Annotated in this window: 23 protein-coding genes; 4 read left to right on the top strand and 19 right to left on the bottom strand. The window is 41.1% G+C overall.

The window, feature by feature from the left end:
- Window positions 1–20: 20 nt before the first annotated feature.
- Entirely contained in the window at window positions 21–110 is a 90-nt protein-coding gene (locus KFQ09_RS19590) for a putative holin-like toxin (RefSeq protein WP_074041930.1), read from the top strand.
- A 276-nt stretch (window positions 111–386) separates the two neighbouring features.
- Here the strand turns inward: KFQ09_RS19590 and KFQ09_RS14445 are convergent, their stop codons facing one another.
- From KFQ09_RS14445 to KFQ09_RS14360, 18 genes are all read right to left on the bottom strand, one after another.
- Window positions 387–830, bottom strand: a complete 444-nt coding sequence (locus KFQ09_RS14445) for a phage tail tube protein (protein ID WP_003213309.1) — start codon at window positions 828–830, stop codon at window positions 387–389.
- Window position 831: 1 nt separating this feature from the next.
- On the bottom strand, window positions 832–2,178 hold the full coding sequence (locus KFQ09_RS14440; protein ID WP_024719687.1) for a phage tail sheath family protein: 1,347 nt from the start codon (window positions 2,176–2,178) through the stop codon (window positions 832–834).
- A 3-nt stretch (window positions 2,179–2,181) separates the two neighbouring features.
- Window positions 2,182–2,394: a YqzN/YkzM domain-containing protein gene (locus KFQ09_RS14435; protein ID WP_008344108.1), complete on the bottom strand. Its 213-nt coding sequence runs from the start codon at window positions 2,392–2,394 to the stop codon at window positions 2,182–2,184.
- On the bottom strand, window positions 2,381–2,836 hold the full coding sequence (locus tag KFQ09_RS14430; RefSeq protein ID WP_047946736.1) for a phage tail terminator family protein: 456 nt from the start codon (window positions 2,834–2,836) through the stop codon (window positions 2,381–2,383). Before KFQ09_RS14430 ends, KFQ09_RS14435 begins: the two co-directional genes overlap by 14 nt.
- Before the next feature lie 4 nt (window positions 2,837–2,840).
- A complete protein-coding gene (locus KFQ09_RS14425; RefSeq protein WP_236797679.1) occupies window positions 2,841–3,338 on the bottom strand; it encodes an HK97 gp10 family phage protein in 498 nt (165 codons plus the stop codon).
- Window positions 3,335–3,691 (bottom strand): YqbH/XkdH family protein, encoded by a 357-nt coding sequence (locus tag KFQ09_RS14420; RefSeq protein WP_057079151.1) that lies wholly within the window; start codon window positions 3,689–3,691, stop codon window positions 3,335–3,337. Before KFQ09_RS14420 ends, KFQ09_RS14425 begins: the two co-directional genes overlap by 4 nt.
- Window positions 3,688–4,071 carry a protein YqbG gene (locus tag KFQ09_RS14415; protein ID WP_024719690.1) on the bottom strand — a complete coding sequence of 128 codons (384 nt, stop codon included), beginning with the start codon at window positions 4,069–4,071 and terminating at the stop codon, window positions 3,688–3,690. The genes KFQ09_RS14420 and KFQ09_RS14415 overlap by 4 nt, the downstream gene beginning before the upstream one ends.
- A 13-nt stretch (window positions 4,072–4,084) precedes the next feature.
- The gene (locus tag KFQ09_RS14410) at window positions 4,085–5,008 is read right to left on the bottom strand and encodes a phage major capsid protein (RefSeq protein ID WP_008344119.1); all 924 of its coding nucleotides are present in this window, start codon (window positions 5,006–5,008) and stop codon (window positions 4,085–4,087) included.
- 22 nt (window positions 5,009–5,030) lie between these two features.
- The gene (locus tag KFQ09_RS14405; RefSeq protein ID WP_039169992.1) at window positions 5,031–6,122 is read right to left on the bottom strand and encodes an XkdF-like putative serine protease domain-containing protein; all 1,092 of its coding nucleotides are present in this window, start codon (window positions 6,120–6,122) and stop codon (window positions 5,031–5,033) included.
- 35 nt (window positions 6,123–6,157) lie between these two features.
- Window positions 6,158–7,615: a phage portal protein gene (locus tag KFQ09_RS14400; RefSeq protein WP_213406959.1), complete on the bottom strand. Its 1,458-nt coding sequence runs from the start codon at window positions 7,613–7,615 to the stop codon at window positions 6,158–6,160.
- Window positions 7,612–8,913 carry a PBSX family phage terminase large subunit gene (locus KFQ09_RS14395; RefSeq protein WP_155518479.1) on the bottom strand — a complete coding sequence of 434 codons (1,302 nt, stop codon included), beginning with the start codon at window positions 8,911–8,913 and terminating at the stop codon, window positions 7,612–7,614. The genes KFQ09_RS14400 and KFQ09_RS14395 overlap by 4 nt, the downstream gene beginning before the upstream one ends.
- 8 nt (window positions 8,914–8,921) lie before the next feature.
- Window positions 8,922–9,569 carry a phage terminase small subunit gene (gene terS, locus KFQ09_RS14390; RefSeq protein WP_255835781.1) on the bottom strand — a complete coding sequence of 216 codons (648 nt, stop codon included), beginning with the start codon at window positions 9,567–9,569 and terminating at the stop codon, window positions 8,922–8,924.
- A gap of 152 nt (window positions 9,570–9,721) precedes the next feature.
- Window positions 9,722–10,240, bottom strand: a complete 519-nt coding sequence (locus KFQ09_RS14385) for a sigma-70 family RNA polymerase sigma factor (protein WP_017358981.1) — start codon at window positions 10,238–10,240, stop codon at window positions 9,722–9,724.
- 124 nt (window positions 10,241–10,364) lie between these two features.
- A complete protein-coding gene (locus tag KFQ09_RS14380) occupies window positions 10,365–10,550 on the bottom strand; it encodes an XtrA/YqaO family protein (RefSeq protein ID WP_370648332.1) in 186 nt (61 codons plus the stop codon).
- A gap of 17 nt (window positions 10,551–10,567) precedes the next feature.
- Window positions 10,568–10,972, bottom strand: a complete 405-nt coding sequence (locus KFQ09_RS14375; protein ID WP_060781344.1) for a RusA family crossover junction endodeoxyribonuclease — start codon at window positions 10,970–10,972, stop codon at window positions 10,568–10,570.
- A gap of 102 nt (window positions 10,973–11,074) precedes the next feature.
- Window positions 11,075–11,269: a hypothetical protein gene (locus KFQ09_RS14370; protein WP_226650593.1), complete on the bottom strand. Its 195-nt coding sequence runs from the start codon at window positions 11,267–11,269 to the stop codon at window positions 11,075–11,077.
- The gene (locus KFQ09_RS14365) at window positions 11,247–11,399 is read right to left on the bottom strand and encodes a hypothetical protein (RefSeq protein WP_017358977.1); all 153 of its coding nucleotides are present in this window, start codon (window positions 11,397–11,399) and stop codon (window positions 11,247–11,249) included. The genes KFQ09_RS14370 and KFQ09_RS14365 overlap by 23 nt, the downstream gene beginning before the upstream one ends.
- Before the next feature lie 18 nt (window positions 11,400–11,417).
- On the bottom strand, window positions 11,418–11,657 hold the full coding sequence (locus KFQ09_RS14360) for a helix-turn-helix transcriptional regulator (RefSeq protein ID WP_017358976.1): 240 nt from the start codon (window positions 11,655–11,657) through the stop codon (window positions 11,418–11,420).
- Window positions 11,658–11,816: 159 nt separating this feature from the next.
- On the opposite strand from KFQ09_RS14360, the gene KFQ09_RS14355 reads away from it, so the two are divergent.
- From KFQ09_RS14355 to bioB, 3 genes are all read left to right on the top strand, one after another.
- On the top strand, window positions 11,817–12,194 hold the full coding sequence (locus KFQ09_RS14355; protein ID WP_007500560.1) for a helix-turn-helix domain-containing protein: 378 nt from the start codon (window positions 11,817–11,819) through the stop codon (window positions 12,192–12,194).
- 242 nt (window positions 12,195–12,436) lie between these two features.
- Entirely contained in the window at window positions 12,437–12,787 is a 351-nt protein-coding gene (locus KFQ09_RS14350) for a hypothetical protein (RefSeq protein WP_003213146.1), read from the top strand.
- A gap of 155 nt (window positions 12,788–12,942) precedes the next feature.
- Window positions 12,943–13,938 (top strand): biotin synthase BioB, encoded by a 996-nt coding sequence (gene bioB, locus KFQ09_RS14345; protein WP_017358975.1) that lies wholly within the window; start codon window positions 12,943–12,945, stop codon window positions 13,936–13,938.
- 41 nt (window positions 13,939–13,979) lie between these two features.
- Here the strand turns inward: bioB and KFQ09_RS14340 are convergent, their stop codons facing one another.
- Window positions 13,980–14,453: a hypothetical protein gene (locus tag KFQ09_RS14340; RefSeq protein WP_007500557.1), complete on the bottom strand. Its 474-nt coding sequence runs from the start codon at window positions 14,451–14,453 to the stop codon at window positions 13,980–13,982.
- Window positions 14,454–14,530 lie beyond the last annotated feature (77 nt).

The raw sequence follows: 14,530 nt of genomic DNA, 5'->3' as shown, positions 1-14,530 counted from the left end.
TCCCCGATAGGAAGGGGGTGATGCTCATGTCAACGTTCCAAGCGATTTCCCTAATGCTTTTATTCGGGATGTTTATCCTTGCTTTGTTGACGTATATAAACAAAAAATAGACTCCCCTTGAGCTTTGGTAGGTGAAAGGGAAAGTCTATCCTTAAAACTATCTAATTGATAAGCCAGCCCCTTGAAGGGCCTCATTGTACATTGCCGGGATGTTAGCGCATCCTGGCTTCTTTTTATTGTATGCAAATCGCTTTGCATGTAAACATCATTTTGTGTGTCATTGAATGCAATGTGCATTACAAATGCATTCATTTTTCATTACATTTGCATTATAGCATATTTGGTTTTTATTTAGCTAATTAATTAGCTAATTTCCTCCGCATTTCTTAGAAAGAATTCTTCAGCTTTTCAGGCAGATCAAAGTCTTCAAATGTAAATGGAACTTCTTCTTCAAGTGCCTCTGAATCGACATCTAGTCCAGCAATTTTAGCTGAATCAAAGTTGACATCGAATAATGTCACACGCTCTGTGCCTCGGCCTGATGATTTATCATCAATTACCGCTTGAAGAGTGAAATAAGGATCTTCCCCTTTTTTCACATAGTTGAGCATGAGTTGAACGAAACGTGACGTAACTTTATAGAATGTTGCCGTTCCTGTTCCGTTTGCCCCAGTTGTTTTATGGCCAGTCATTCGGCGGCCCATTACGTTCACTTCTGATTTATTTTTCTCCACGTTTGCTTCAAACGTTTTGATAAAGGCAAGTTCCTCACCTTCTAAGAAAAGACGACCTTCTTTACCTGAGATTGTATTTTGCGCTTTAAAAGCCATCTTACTTCACCTCCACATTGAAATAGAATTTTTCTGCTGCGTCTACTGGCTGTACTGCTAAATCGATGATAAACCCATCACGATCTTCATTGAGGCCAATGACGATATCTGTTTCTGAGTTAAAGCCTGTAATACCGCTGCCATCTTGAAGTTGTGTGAGATACTGTGTAATCAGTGTTTTCACAAGCTGCACTCCATCATCAGATGCTGGAATGTCATTGCCATTGGCTTTGCGTAATTTAATCAAATTTTTCAGTTCAAATGTTAAATCATTGTTGATTGCATCTAGCACACGGATGATTTTGTTTTTCGCCATTTGCTGGTTCTTTTCAACCGTGAAGCTTGTCAAAGAGTTAATATCTTTTTCAACGCTCACCGTGCGGTCTCTTGCATCGAAAGTGAAAAGAAACTCTCCTTGTGATAAACGGTATTCTACTTGATCATTATCAAGACGCTCTAATGTATCGACTGCGCCTTCGTATTCAACAAAGGTCAGTGACTGATTAAAAGTCGCTCCTGCACTTGCTCCTGCGACCCAAGCTGTTGTTTGAGCAGGCGCGAGTTCTGTTCCGTCTTCTAAAACAACACCGCTTGTGACATTGATGATTCCTTCTTGATCAGCTGCATAGTTAGCCACAACGCCTTGTACCTTACGTCCTTGCTTATTACGTAAACGCTCAATAAATGACGCGAATGTTGCTTTTAATTGCTCACTATTATCGACTGGGAGTGCAATGACATCAAAGTATTCCGTTTCAGCTGCTTCTAGGAAAGCTGTATAATCTGCGACACTTGCCACACCGTTTTTCCCGCCGCTTAAAGCCGCTCCAGCAGTAATGACCGCTTCGCCTTCACCAGAAAATTGAACGTATTTGTTTTTCACAAGATCTTTGACATCTGTGACCACCTGTTTATCGACAATATCTGTTCCAAGATAGGTAATGACGTCACGTTTTGTGCTGTCGAGTACATTTTCTGCCACTTGAATGGTAATCTCATTTCCTTTTTGACCACCGTAATTGGCAGTAACCACAAAGTTTTCTGCGATTTCCGCTTTGGCTGGCTCTCCTTCGTTTAGGCGGTAAAGCAAGACCGTTTGCGCTTTTTTCTTCGCTTCACGGAAAAGAAGAAGTGACTTATCATCAATGTTAAGCCCGACCTTTTTATTTAAGTCTTCCATATCGGAAACGGAAATAAAGGTTTTTGGTTCTCCCCAGCTCATGACAAGAGGAAGTGCAACTGTTCCTCGCTCGCCTAAAGTAATTCGCTGCTCTGCTGTTGTTTTAAAATTAAAGTAAATGCCAGGACGCTTTTTCTCTGTACCTGGTGTAAAAGTGCCTCCGTTCATCCTTTAAACCTCCTTGGACAAAAAAGCATCGATGTGCTTCTTTGCTTCTGTTTTTGTAATTGGTTGATGTTTGATATAAAAAAGAGCACCTTCTAGGATTTCTGGTTTTACCCCAAAAAGATCCTTACTGTGCTCTTTTAAGGCTTCAAATGAAAAGCCAAATTCTTTTTCTTCGCCCGCTGTTTGATCGAGCTGTGTTTTTTTAGTCTTGCTCACGTTTGATCACCCCATCTGAAAAATTGATATCTTCTAGGCTTGGCTGTTTATCTCGGTTGTACCAATAGCTGCTATCCCATGTCAGGACAATCGCTGCTACACCTTGATCTATGATTCTTGTTTCCACTCTTTTTATGCGGACATAATCATCAAGCACCTCTCCATCTTCACTGATCATCTGAATGATTTGACGATCAGCAAGCAATGCATCGACGACTGTTTCCGCCGCATCATGCGCTTTTTCTGTATCCATATGAAACACTTTCACTTGCAGCGAATAAGATTTCATAAAAGTAGACACTGTATCTGGACCACTAATGACAGTCACTGGCGGCACATAAACAGATGGCACTTGAAAACGCTCTGGCAGAAGACGATCATACATTTTCACTGGATAGCGTGTGTATATATAATGCATGATTGCCCCGACTTCTTGATTCATTCCATCACCTCCCAAAATGTCGATCGATCCAGCTTTGAAGCTTTCGATCCAGCGAGTGTTCAAACATTTGTTCATAGAGCATGACGGCATGATCCCAGTACCCATTTCCTTCAATCCATTGAGATGAAAGCATCATGCCAGTACTGGCATTCGGATCATATTCAAAGCGGCTGCCGTTCCATCTGCCAGGCACCCATCTTCGTTCTCCATTTGAAGAAATGGCATGTCCATCATTCACGTAAGAGGCATAATCGAGCTGTGTCCCTACTTCTAGCGTGAGCCCGCCTCGGGAAGTGAGAAAGCGATTCTCCTTGTCACCTTTTTGAAAGGAATTGAGGAGACGGCCTGTATCAACAGCCTTTTCTTTGATGATTTCATCTTGAATGATGTCTAAAAACTGTAAGCCCATTTCCTGTAACCACTCTTGATATTGCGCCGTTAAGCTGCCACTATTTGCCTGTTGGAGCTGGGATAGCAGCCGGTCAAGTCCATCAATTTTCATAGGTTTTCCTTTCTGACGGCCATCACTTCCATGTGATGATTTTTCACTCTTTTTGGCTGCTGCAACTTGAGTGAGATGCCGTTCCACACCATTTTGTCATGCAAGCGAATGTCGCTTGCTAAAGGGAAATGGACGAGATAGGACTGATAGATGACTGTATTCGGTTCTTCTTGCACGAGTGACTGGCTTTTTTCTACAACATAGCAAGCCACATCTCTCATACTTGGTGTATCAGGATACGTGAGATCCGTCTGCAGATCTCCTGCTGGTATACCAAATTTGCCGCGGATTGCCTCTTCATTCTCTAAGTGAAAAAGATCACAGCGATCCGTTAATAGAGAATCATAACTCATAATGATCTCACCTTTAAATTGGCGCTGCCGCCAGTTAGTGAAGGTTCAATATAATCAACAAGAAGGGCATACACATAAGGTCTGCCTTTCACTTTGTCCGCTGCCTTTGCATATGAATAATCACCCATTTTTTCTGAAGTCAAGCCTTTCATCATGGATTCATCATCATTCAGCATGGCAAAATACTGGGCCATTTTTAATAAGGCGATCCTTGCTTTTTCAGGAATGGGCTGATATTTTTCATGTGTAAAATCGTGCCCGACAATTTGAAATACCGCTGCTTCTGCTTCAATAATATCTGCCGCTAGTCTCTCTACAGAACGATTTTTCACGCGATCAAATACAGAATAGGCTTGTAGTTCCTCAGCAGAAATGATCATAGCCTGCTGTCACCTACTCTTTCACTTTCATTACTTTGGCTACAGCATCCTCTTCCTCAAATTTGCTGTCGAGCTTCGCTGTCAGAACAATGATAAACTTACGGCTGCGAATATCTTTTTCTACTTCAATACGAATATTGCGAGAAAACCCTACGATAATGTTTTTCGGATGTGTCAGTAAAATATCTGATACGTCTGTTCCTTCTTCATCATATGGCTGCATATTGGCAAGACCTTTGACCGGAACACCGAATGCAGAAGAAAGTCCGCCTTGAATCGCCGCGTCTCCGAGACCTGTCTGACGGTTTGCTACTTGGTCTTTCCACTCGACCTCTAAACTTGGGGATGTATAAAAACGGAAATCCTGAGGTACACGTAAATATTTTGACGGCATCGCTTTATAGGCTTGTTTGAACATTTGACGGCTAATTTCCGCTCCATTCGCATCGACAATATGAGAAACTGCCTGTTTTCGTACGCCATCCATTTGAGCTAAAAATGGATCTTGTGATGTTGTATCACCGTTGACGATCAGTTCTTCAATATCGACTGCCGCTCGTTCCGCCAGCATTTGCATAATGGTCTGCTGAATCCCGTCTTTTTCAATGTTGTTTTCAATGCTGTCGTACGTCATATGGATCTCAGCAATGACTTCTTTTGCATTGAGCTGGACAGTGCTTGTCGCTGGGACAACACGGTCTTTTGCATCAAGCGCTTTGCCTTCTTCTGCTGGGCGTAAAATGCGCTGACCGAAGCCGATTTTTTCGATTTTTTGTGAATCACTTTCCATTGGAATGATACGTGCATCATTTAAAACGGTTGGTGTATTTTGCATCATTCTAATGAATGTGTTGGATTGGGCTGCGTTCATGAGACCGCCTGTTTTTAAGCTGGCAAGTGTCATTTCAGCCTTGCGAATCAACTCTTGATTTCTCACACTTTTTCCTCCTTATTTAGGCTTATAGTAAGCCATCCCATATGGGCTTTGTCATATCATTTTGTGTATCGTGATTTGTTTGTTTAGAAATGCCCCGCGCTTTTTCAAGCATGTGTATCCGCTCTGAAATAGGCAGTAGCTGTTGCTGAAGCACTTCCTGAATCGCTGCTTTTTCTCTGCCGGCTGATTTCTCTAAGGAAGAGAGCTGATGACGAATTGGCGCAACCACTTGCTCCAGCACTTTTTGTACAGGTTCTTCTTCACCTGTTTGATCTGTCCCTTGTTTATCCGCTTGTTGTAAAACGTTGTCGATGGCCATTTTTGCTTTTTCTAGTTCGCGTACTTGATCAGTCGTTAATCCGGCATCTTGCTTTTGAACGGATGCTGGTCTTTCGCCAATCGTTTGGAGGACATCATTTGTTTTCAACACATCCTGCACGATTGGAATCAATTGTTCAAGTGCCGCTCTTACGCTAGACTCATCACCATCACTTGACTGCAACGTTTCCAGCAGATGATCTAAAACGCTCCAAAATTGTTGTGGCATATTTGCACCTTCCTCTTTCAAAAAGAAATTTTTCAGCAAAGAAAAAAGCCCTCTCTCGTTCGTTTCTTGAGATAGGAGCTGATCGTGTTCCTCTATTGCGATGATGTCTGCTGTTCCAGCCATTGAGTAGCCTGTAATATGGCCTTGCTGAATTTGGTCCCAAATATCTTGTGATGCCTTTGTCACAAGTACCCAAGATCCTTTTTGAATCAGCTCCCCGCCTACTTCAAAATCCGCTGGGGCAATGTATGATTCGACGACTTCGCCAACACCGTCTTGAAAATCATGCTGTTTATCAATGTGACGGGCATCTTTCATAAAACCGTGTGCTGCTCTTTCAATTTCTTTGGCCGACATAAAGTCTTGATGTGCATCAGGTGTATTGGGTTCATACACGACGCCATATACGAGGCGATGGGCATCCTCTGCCTTCGTCAGGACACTGACTTCTTTTTGAAAGTCAGGCTGCTTTTTCTTTGCTTTCATCAAGAAAAATTTCTTTTGGTTGGCGGCCTTGTCCACATAGGAAACATGTGTAATTTTTGCGTTTTTTAATTCCCTTGGCATATGTTCACCCCCTTTCAAAAAAAGCTCACGTCCTTCTATTTCTTCAGCTGGTTTGACTCGGATGGAGACAGCCCATCAGCTGTTTTTATGCGGCTTTCTAAAGGTCGGTGGTAGAATTCTTCCGGCCATTCCTCTAACGTCTTACCAAGAATACGCCCCGCAAGATCTCGTAAATCATTTGGCGATACTGCCCCAGCCTGAATAAATGGTGTCAGAACCTTTGCTATCTCTAATGGATCTCTAAAGTCAGGACCATTTAATAGAAAGCGGACATGCCATATATCTAAATCCGGGAGAAAAAGAGTATTGAGCTTCCCTGTAATAAGATGCCGCTCTGGCTGAAACACTTGCTCCTCCGTTGTTTTTCGCGCGGTATCTGCTGTGGCCTTGTTATAATCTTGTGACTCTCCTGTGTAAATAGGCGGCAGACGAAAAGCGGAGCGGATTTTGTTTCTCGTCTTTTCATCGTATTCTAAAAAGAGCGCATCCTCTTGTAGGATTTCCGCCAAGGATTTAAAGTTCACTTTGACACTTGATACATCTTCTTCACCTGTTAATCCTTTTTCTGTCGGAAGCCCTTCTACTTCAAGCAATAAAAACTTATGCGCATGATCAGACCCTTCAATATCATCCATATAATCTTGTAGCTGCTGATAAGAAGTCTCTGACAGCATGCCGTTTTCGACAATGATGGCACCAGGTACATGCCGTCCTTGCTTAAAATAAAGATAATTCAGCTCTTCTGCTTTTCGTGCGCCATACATATTGACGATGTTGCCAATCCAGCGGGGAATCCCATACGTCCCACTGCCAATTTTAAAATGAATGACTTCTGTTGCTTGAAGTGGTTCTGGTGTAGCATCATCGTACTTGCCTGTTTCATAATTTAATATGCGCGGATCACCATACTCCTTGAAAAAGACTTTCTTCTCATTGATGACCTGCACATATTTTCGGAATCGTTTCTTGCGATTCATCGTCTTTAATTCGCCGTTTTCTGTGTAGCGGAATTCGACGTCGACTGGCTCACTCAGCTTACAAATGCGAATATGGAGTGCATCCAAATACTCGATTCCTGCCGGCTTTCCTTGTCCATCCCGCAGCACCTCTAAAAAGCCATTTCCTGTTTTCTCCCGGTCTTCTAGGACATAACCAAGAATCACGTCAGCAGACTCATCATAGTTCATGTATTTTGTAAACTCTTCGAGTCTTGTCCATTCCTTCTCGGCTGTCTTCTTTTTGACCGGTTTCACATCTTCCGCATTGAAATCAAAGGCGTATTCCACCCCAAAGCCAAAGCCTAAAATGTTTGTTCGATACGCATCTATACATTGCTGAAGAATCGTTGAGTATTCTGCCATGCTTTTTAATTCATTGATATGGTAGGGCGGCGGGACAATGTCATCTTTTTCGTATGAAAATTCATCCTCATACATTTGTTTTGTATGATCAGACATGTTGGCCTTCATAATCGTTGCTTTTAATTGTTTCATTGTATGGACCTCCTCTCTCGGTTTGGACGGACACGCTCTGAAGCAGTCTGTTTCAAATCGGTCACCTCATAATCATCTAGCGCATACCAAATGGCAGATAATGTGTGTGGATCGATTTGAAATTCATCTTCCTCTAAGCGGCCGTTCTTATCTGCCTTATAGGTTAGTGATTGAAGTTCATAGATGGTATAAGGGCAAGCATCAGAACAAATGATTTTCTTAAATCGTTTGATTTTCTTTGTATATTGCAAACGTGACCCTTGAAACTTATGCGCAGCGACCATTTGAAATCCGTGCTGCCGAAAATAGTGAATCGTTTTAGGTTCTGCTGCATCTGCCTTAATCAGTTCCTTTGATTCAACAAATTCTTTCAAATCAACAGCTGTTTCATCATCCGTTTTCCCGCGGTCGTAATATTCCCAATAAATATATAAGTACTTTTTTTCATGATCGACAGCTAACCGAATGAGCGCATTGTAGGATTCGACAAATCCAAAATCCATCCCCGCCCGTTTCAGCGGTCTTTCAATCTGCCCGATCGCTTCTAATACGTCAGCATGCTGTCTGACCTCAAATTGCGGAAACACTTTTGTGCCATTGATACCGAAGTATCCTTTCCTTGCAATTCGATAAAGGTCTGGATCGTATTCTTTCAGCTCATCCAGCTGCTTGACATAGCTTTTAGGAAGAAATAGATTGTCTTCTGCTGTTGAGTGGTGATAGTACGTATCTTTTATCACGATGGTTCGCTGTTTGTATAAGGTTTCGTCATCAAGGACAAAACGTTTCAGCTGCTCATCTCGAAAGAAATGTCTGTACGTCCAATTATCCTGACCAACGGGATTCGTCGATAACATCATATAAAGAGGTAAAACCGGATGTCTCAGCCTTCCAAGCAGTTCTTTAAACCCTTCATAAGAAACCTCGGAACACTCCTCAATCCAAATCATTGAGATGTTGTTGATCGACTTCAATTTCTCAGGCTTGTCCAGTCCTTTAAATAAAATGCTGCTCCCATTGCGAAAAGTGAGAGCAAGCGGTGAACTGCGGCACTTTACTAGATGATCGATGCCAAGATCGCTGACGATTTCTTGTAAAAGAGAATAGGTCGACTCCCGGTGCGTATCATACACTTCTCGAATGACAAGTGCTGTCCGTTTTTCCTCAAGCAGCTTTAAGATCAGCTTTAAAGCAATGTGATAGCTTTTGGATGAGCCATAGCCGCCTACTAAAAACTGAAACTTTTGATTCCAATCGAACAAAAAGTGTTCAAAGTGAGGATTGACTTCTTTTTCAATCAACGGCGTCATGAATCGTCCTCTTTTCTTTTGATCATGATATGAAGATCTTCTTCTTTTTCCTCACGAACTGCTTTTTTTGTTTTTTCGATTGTCAGCTCAATTTGCTTCAGCCTTAATCTTCGTTCATCTTTCGCATGAGCGAGCTCTTCAAACTGTTTAATCAGCCGTCTTAGCTCTCCCATTGCACGAGATTGGGCATTTAAAAAAGTGGCATGCCGATCCCATGAAAATTGAAACGAAAATTCCTCTGCCGTGATCTCTGGCTCTGGATGAATGCCTTCGTCTGTTTCTTCCTCTAATGAAGAAGGCAAGTATGTCGCCTTTTTCAGTTCTTTGATCATGTCATCTTGATCTGCTACATGCATGATGCGCTGCGCTCGAATAATGGCTGCGTATTGAATTTGAATTTGATCCCAGATGATATCAAGAGATGTGCGTCCATCCATTTTTTCCATGATTTCAATCGTTTCATCTGAAAGAAATTGATGAAAGATCGAGTGCGCCTGCTTTGACGGTGTTTTTTGTCTTTGCCAGCCGTATCGTCTTTTCCATGATTTGACGGTATGGATGGAGACGTTGTATTGATCCGCTAGCTGCTGGTACGTCATCCCTTTCATATAATCCTGCTTAGCCTCTATCCGTTTATCTTTCATTTACATTCACCTGCCGCCTCCTTTTAGTTCGAATGATTCCCTGAAGAGGAATCATTTGTGCCGGGCTAGCAAACATTCGTTTGGTCTTTCTAACTATAGGTGGCAACTGTAAGACAAGCTTTTGAAGATTGATGTGATGAAAGAAAAAACGCCTATTCAGCTGCTTTGAATAGGCGTTCTTGTACTTTTTTGGACATTTTGGTCCGAGCTCTTTCCATATGTTTTTGGACTGTTCCTTTTTTTACATCTAGCATGATCGCAATCTCGCTAAATGACAGACCCTGCGTTGTGTGCATAAAAAATACGTCTTTCTCTCGATCTGTCAAAACGGATAAGGCTTCGTCAATTCGCCTTTTGTCCCGCTCACTTACCTCTCTTTCTTTCTCTTGAATGAGGGTGTATTCATGTGATAAAGCCTCTAATACCTCTTGATTAGCAAGAATGGTGCGCTGATACACAGACCGTCTATCTAATCCTCTGCGTGCGCCCGGCTCTCTACCGATTTGAAGCCATTCCACCACGTATTCTAAATCACTGACCATACTGGCGATCATTTTTTGATCATGTTTGTCCTGATCTGACATCTGTTTCTCTTCTTTGTCTTTCAATTGTTCATATCGTTTTCTGGCATCTTTTAAACTTCTTTTATATTCAATCAGTAAATCTTGCATCTATGCTCTCTCCCTTTTTTAAGAAAATAAAAAACGGACACCAATCAGCCCCTTTCTATAGGGTCTTGATCAGTGTCCGCAGGCTTTCCGTCTTGGACTTATTCAGTTGTTTTTGTTCATCAGACTAGCTGATTTTAAAACCAATCTCATGATCGACTCTTGCAAAATGCCCTTTTGCTGTTTGAATAATTGTTTTTCCATGCTCAGGTACATCCATCATATAAGCCGTTCCTACGTTTCCATCTAACACAATGACTTGAATCTTTCCTTTTTCCATTTCACCGACAAATGTCTGGTTTTCTTGAATCATGAGTTGTTTTGGCTCGTTCATATGCTTGTCTCCTTATTTGGTGGTGAGGATCTCATATCATCACCCATCGTATTTAAAATGATTTCCATTCGAGGACGCATGCTATAAAACTGTGAAACTCTTAATTCTACAATCTGTAAAGAGGCGTCATCGGTAAAGGCATGAAGTGCTTCTTGTATATACTGCAAATTTGGTTGAAGAATGCTGATGTGTACCGGGCGTATCAAGCCTTTTTCAGCAGATGTACGCGTGTCTTGGCTGTTCGCTAGATCAATGGGCATATTGTAAAATGAGCGAATGTCGAGTGATAATGCGCCTTTTATTTTGCTTGTGCATTGCGCTTTTGTGGCTGTTTGAATTCTGTTTATCAATGTCTCTTTTGTGCATAAATGTTCTTTTTCAATGATAAAATGAAGGACCATGCTACGATCTCCCGTCATCCTTCGCCCACTGCCGAATGTCTTGTTCGTTTTGACCCGCATTGAGCAAACATTTCAGGAATGTCATGATTTGCTTCAATCGATTCATGTCGCATTCATCCTTTCCTTCTTCTTGTCATCAACGGCTTTTTCTGCCATGAGGGTCATGTATGTGCGTTTTTCTTCTGCCGTGGGGAAAGCAAAAATCGGCTCTTTTTGATGAAAAGTGATCCAGCCGCCAGCTTGTACTAGGCAATGCTGGGCTTCTTTTCGGGCATCAAATGTCATCTGATGTCTCATCATCATCAAATCCTTTCTCACGGTCCTCGTCCTCTAATCGATAACCATTTCGGGACATTTCATATGGCCAGTAACGTTTTGGATAGCCGAAATCATTCATTTGTGTCACCATCGGATGTTCGATACTCATTCTGTTTGTCTCCCCTTTTTAAGAACGGTCTTCCTCAAGACTATTACTCTTTTTGTGTAACTTTTGACCAAAAAAAAGCTCTTGAACACCGATATTTAGCAAATCTGCAATATGCTTGGCTATTTCTAAGCTGGGCTTTGTTCGGCCCATTTCTATATTTGCATAGCCACTCGTGTACTTATATCCAAGTTTTTTCGCCATATACGTTTGTGTTTTTCCTTGTAATATTCGTTCTTCTCGTAAATTTTCAAGTTTCATGTTTCCACCTCTTACTCATTATGTGTAAGTTATATTCATTATGATAATATACACAAAACGAGTAAGTCAATCATATTTTTATTCTTTTTGTGTATTTATTTATCTTTTCCGTGTAATTCATGATAAAATTTACACATAATATGAAAAAAGGTGTTTCCGATGGATAATTTGACTGGAAAGATTCTAACTGAATTAAGAGAGAAACATGGATGGAGTAAGTCTACCGTTGCCAAAAAACTCGGATTAAAGGCGATGTCGACCTATGCTAACTGGGAGTATGGATTGAGAAAGCCAGATGGTGAAATGATTGTGAAAATCGCCGAGTTATACGGGGTCTCAACAGATTATCTTCTCACAGGTAAAGACAAAAACGCCTCTGATGACGATCTTGCAGATGATCCTGATTTGCAAATTGCGTTTAAAGCTGCCTCCGATTTTTCTGAAGAAGCACGAAGACAAACCATCGACTTTATTAACTACATTAGAGAGAAAGAAAAACAAAAAGGCCGTCAGCCAAAACAGACAGACGACAAATAAAAGATCTCTTTTCATAAAGCATCACATAGCTGGGTAGATACCCAGCTTTTTTTATGTCTCTTTTTCCCCCTAAAAAAGAATGACATATGAATAAAAAATCATGTTTTTTGGGATAAAATCGTCTTCCCCTACATAATATGTGACAATTTTCACCAAAAATACTCATTTTTCCACTTATTTTGATTGACATATAATTCTATTATTATTAATATATGTATATACCAAAAAAAGGAGTGTTACCGATGAAAAAATTAATGAAAGCTTGTACATTGTCTTTAGCTGCTTTAGGTGCTCTTACGTTCTTCCAAACAGAAGGTGCTCATGCAGCTGCACAGCCTAAAGAACCAGTTATAGCAAAAGCTCCTATTATGAATAAAGTGATTACGGTGAACCGCACACTTACTGTAGGTTCTTCAATCGCTGTTTCACTTCCAGCAAGTCAAATTTCTGTCTCAGGCGCAACGTATGCCATTCAATTAGACCAAACTGCTCCAAACTTCACATGGATCCGTGCTGTACAACGCGGTTCTGTTACAGTGTCTTACTATAATTCACTAGGGGAGCTTGTTATTAACTATATTACTGTTCGTTAAGCGATTTTTTTCATATGAAAAGGCGATGACTATATGTTCATCGCCTTTTTGTGTTTTTTGTGTTTTTACTTAGGATGCTTACCAGTGCTTGCCAATCTCTATCTATTATGTTAACTTTTAATAAAAATAAGTTTACATATTGAGAGGGGCTTATGATGGGAAAAATAACGTCTTTGTCTTGGGAAACGATCGTGAAGAAAGCCATCAATGATGAACCAATTACGATGGAAGAAGGTCTAAAAATTCTTGAAGCAGACGACGCAGAGTTGCTGCCTATTATGCATGCTGCTTATCAGGTGAGATTTCATTTTTTTCAAAAAAAGGTGAAATTAAATATGATCTTTAACGCCAAAAGCGGATATTGTCCTGAAAACTGCGGGTATTGTTCACAATCGGTGATTTCAACAGCTCTGCTTGAGAGATATACAATGCTTGACCAAAAAACCATTGTGGCCGGTGCGCGTGAGGCGTTAAAAAGAAAAGCGGGGACTTATTGTATTGTAGCAAGCGGGAGAGCACCTTCGCACCGTGAATTAGATGAAGTCACCGCAGCAGTAAAGGAAATTACTGAGACGATGCCTTTGAAGGTGTGTGCATGCCTTGGGTTATTAAATGAAGAAAAAGCGAAACGGCTGAAGGAAGCGGGTGTTCATCGGTATAATCATAATCTCAATACACATCAAGATCATCATGCTCAAATTACAACGACCCATACGTATGATGACCGCGTATCGACCATTGAGAAGGTCAAACAGTCAGGGATGTCACCATGTTCAGGGGTTATTATTGGAATGGGCGAAACCAATCAACAAATTGTCGAAATGGCTTTTGCGCTTAGAGCCCTTGATGCGGATTCGATTCCCGTCAACTTTCTCCATGCAATTGAAGGAACGCCTCTTGAACATCAAGAACGTACACATCCAATCAAAGCGTTGAAGGTTTTGGCACTGATGCGATTTATCAACCCGGCTAAGGAAATTCGAGTATCTGGGGGAAGAGAGTTTAATTTACGAACGCTTCAGCCTCTCGCATTATATGCAGCGAACTCTATTTTTGTAGGCGATTATTTAACGACAAAAGGACAGCAAGTTCAAACCGATCATCACATCATTGAAGATTTAGGTTTTGAAATAGAAGAATGTGCGCTTTAAAAAAAGTCTGCCGATGAATCGGCAGACTTTTGACGTTGAGATTAGAATCTTTTATGGAAATCGACAGTACCGCTTCCTTCTTCGCGGTCAAAGCTGCCAACAAAAGTCCAGTTAATATAGCCCCCGTCACCATTGTTGACAAACGTACCATCTTCAAATACCCAAATACCAAACGTAATGCCGTCATATTCAACACTATCATAATAAACAACATTGTTCAGTCCGCTAAAATCATGATCTTGGCTTAAGTTTTGAACAACTACGTTGTAATTTTGACCTGCTTCATAGAATGCACTGTATGCCGCATTTTTTACAAATCCATCACGATTTTGAGATGATTTTACTGCTTGTTCAATTTTATCGGCAATGGCTACTGGATCAATCGAGACACTTCCATCGACACCTGTTGTCGTAGCAGCTTCAGCCTTTTGACCAAAAGTCGTAAGAGATAAAGGGACAGCAACCATTGACGTAGCAATCATAGAGCTAACAAAAAATTTACTTGTTTTCCTCATTATTTCTAACTCCTCCTTTAATTGGTATGTTTATGTACTACCCTTTTCTTTGTCACTTAAACACTAATTTAAGAAAA

Source organism: Bacillus sp. FS02, from assembly GCF_024398395.1.
GTDB lineage: Bacteria > Bacillota > Bacilli > Bacillales > Bacillaceae > Bacillus > Bacillus altitudinis.
This window is presented reverse-complemented; position numbering and strand designations above follow the sequence as displayed.

Excerpts from the sequence above, each read along its gene's own strand:
- KFQ09_RS14355 (WP_007500560.1), top strand. The coding sequence starts at position 11,817 with ATGGATAATTTGACTGGAAAGATTCTAACTGAATTAAGAGAGAAACAT.
- bioB (WP_017358975.1), top strand. The coding sequence starts at position 12,943 with ATGGGAAAAATAACGTCTTTGTCTTGGGAAACGATCGTGAAGAAAGCC.
- KFQ09_RS14350 (WP_003213146.1), top strand. The coding sequence starts at position 12,437 with ATGAAAAAATTAATGAAAGCTTGTACATTGTCTTTAGCTGCTTTAGGT.
- KFQ09_RS19590 (WP_074041930.1), top strand. The coding sequence starts at position 21 with ATGCTCATGTCAACGTTCCAAGCGATTTCCCTAATGCTTTTATTCGGG.
- KFQ09_RS14400 (WP_213406959.1), bottom strand. The coding sequence starts at position 7,615 with ATGAAACAATTAAAAGCAACGATTATGAAGGCCAACATGTCTGATCAT.
- terS (WP_255835781.1), bottom strand. The coding sequence starts at position 9,569 with ATGAAAGATAAACGGATAGAGGCTAAGCAGGATTATATGAAAGGGATG.
- KFQ09_RS14375 (WP_060781344.1), bottom strand. The coding sequence starts at position 10,972 with ATGGTCCTTCATTTTATCATTGAAAAAGAACATTTATGCACAAAAGAG.
- KFQ09_RS14360 (WP_017358976.1), bottom strand. The coding sequence starts at position 11,657 with ATGAAACTTGAAAATTTACGAGAAGAACGAATATTACAAGGAAAAACA.
- KFQ09_RS14365 (WP_017358977.1), bottom strand. The coding sequence starts at position 11,399 with ATGAGTATCGAACATCCGATGGTGACACAAATGAATGATTTCGGCTAT.
- KFQ09_RS14405 (WP_039169992.1), bottom strand. The coding sequence starts at position 6,122 with ATGCCAAGGGAATTAAAAAACGCAAAAATTACACATGTTTCCTATGTG.
- KFQ09_RS14430 (WP_047946736.1), bottom strand. The coding sequence starts at position 2,836 with ATGAATCAAGAAGTCGGGGCAATCATGCATTATATATACACACGCTAT.
- KFQ09_RS14445 (WP_003213309.1), bottom strand. The coding sequence starts at position 830 with ATGGCTTTTAAAGCGCAAAATACAATCTCAGGTAAAGAAGGTCGTCTT.
- KFQ09_RS14380 (WP_370648332.1), bottom strand. The coding sequence starts at position 10,550 with ATGATTCAAGAAAACCAGACATTTGTCGGTGAAATGGAAAAAGGAAAG.
- KFQ09_RS14370 (WP_226650593.1), bottom strand. The coding sequence starts at position 11,269 with ATGAGACATCAGATGACATTTGATGCCCGAAAAGAAGCCCAGCATTGC.
- KFQ09_RS14420 (WP_057079151.1), bottom strand. The coding sequence starts at position 3,691 with ATGAGTTATGATTCTCTATTAACGGATCGCTGTGATCTTTTTCACTTA.
- KFQ09_RS14415 (WP_024719690.1), bottom strand. The coding sequence starts at position 4,071 with ATGATCATTTCTGCTGAGGAACTACAAGCCTATTCTGTATTTGATCGC.
- KFQ09_RS14385 (WP_017358981.1), bottom strand. The coding sequence starts at position 10,240 with ATGCAAGATTTACTGATTGAATATAAAAGAAGTTTAAAAGATGCCAGA.
- KFQ09_RS14440 (WP_024719687.1), bottom strand. The coding sequence starts at position 2,178 with ATGAACGGAGGCACTTTTACACCAGGTACAGAGAAAAAGCGTCCTGGC.
- KFQ09_RS14425 (WP_236797679.1), bottom strand. The coding sequence starts at position 3,338 with ATGAAAATTGATGGACTTGACCGGCTGCTATCCCAGCTCCAACAGGCA.
- KFQ09_RS14340 (WP_007500557.1), bottom strand. The coding sequence starts at position 14,453 with ATGAGGAAAACAAGTAAATTTTTTGTTAGCTCTATGATTGCTACGTCA.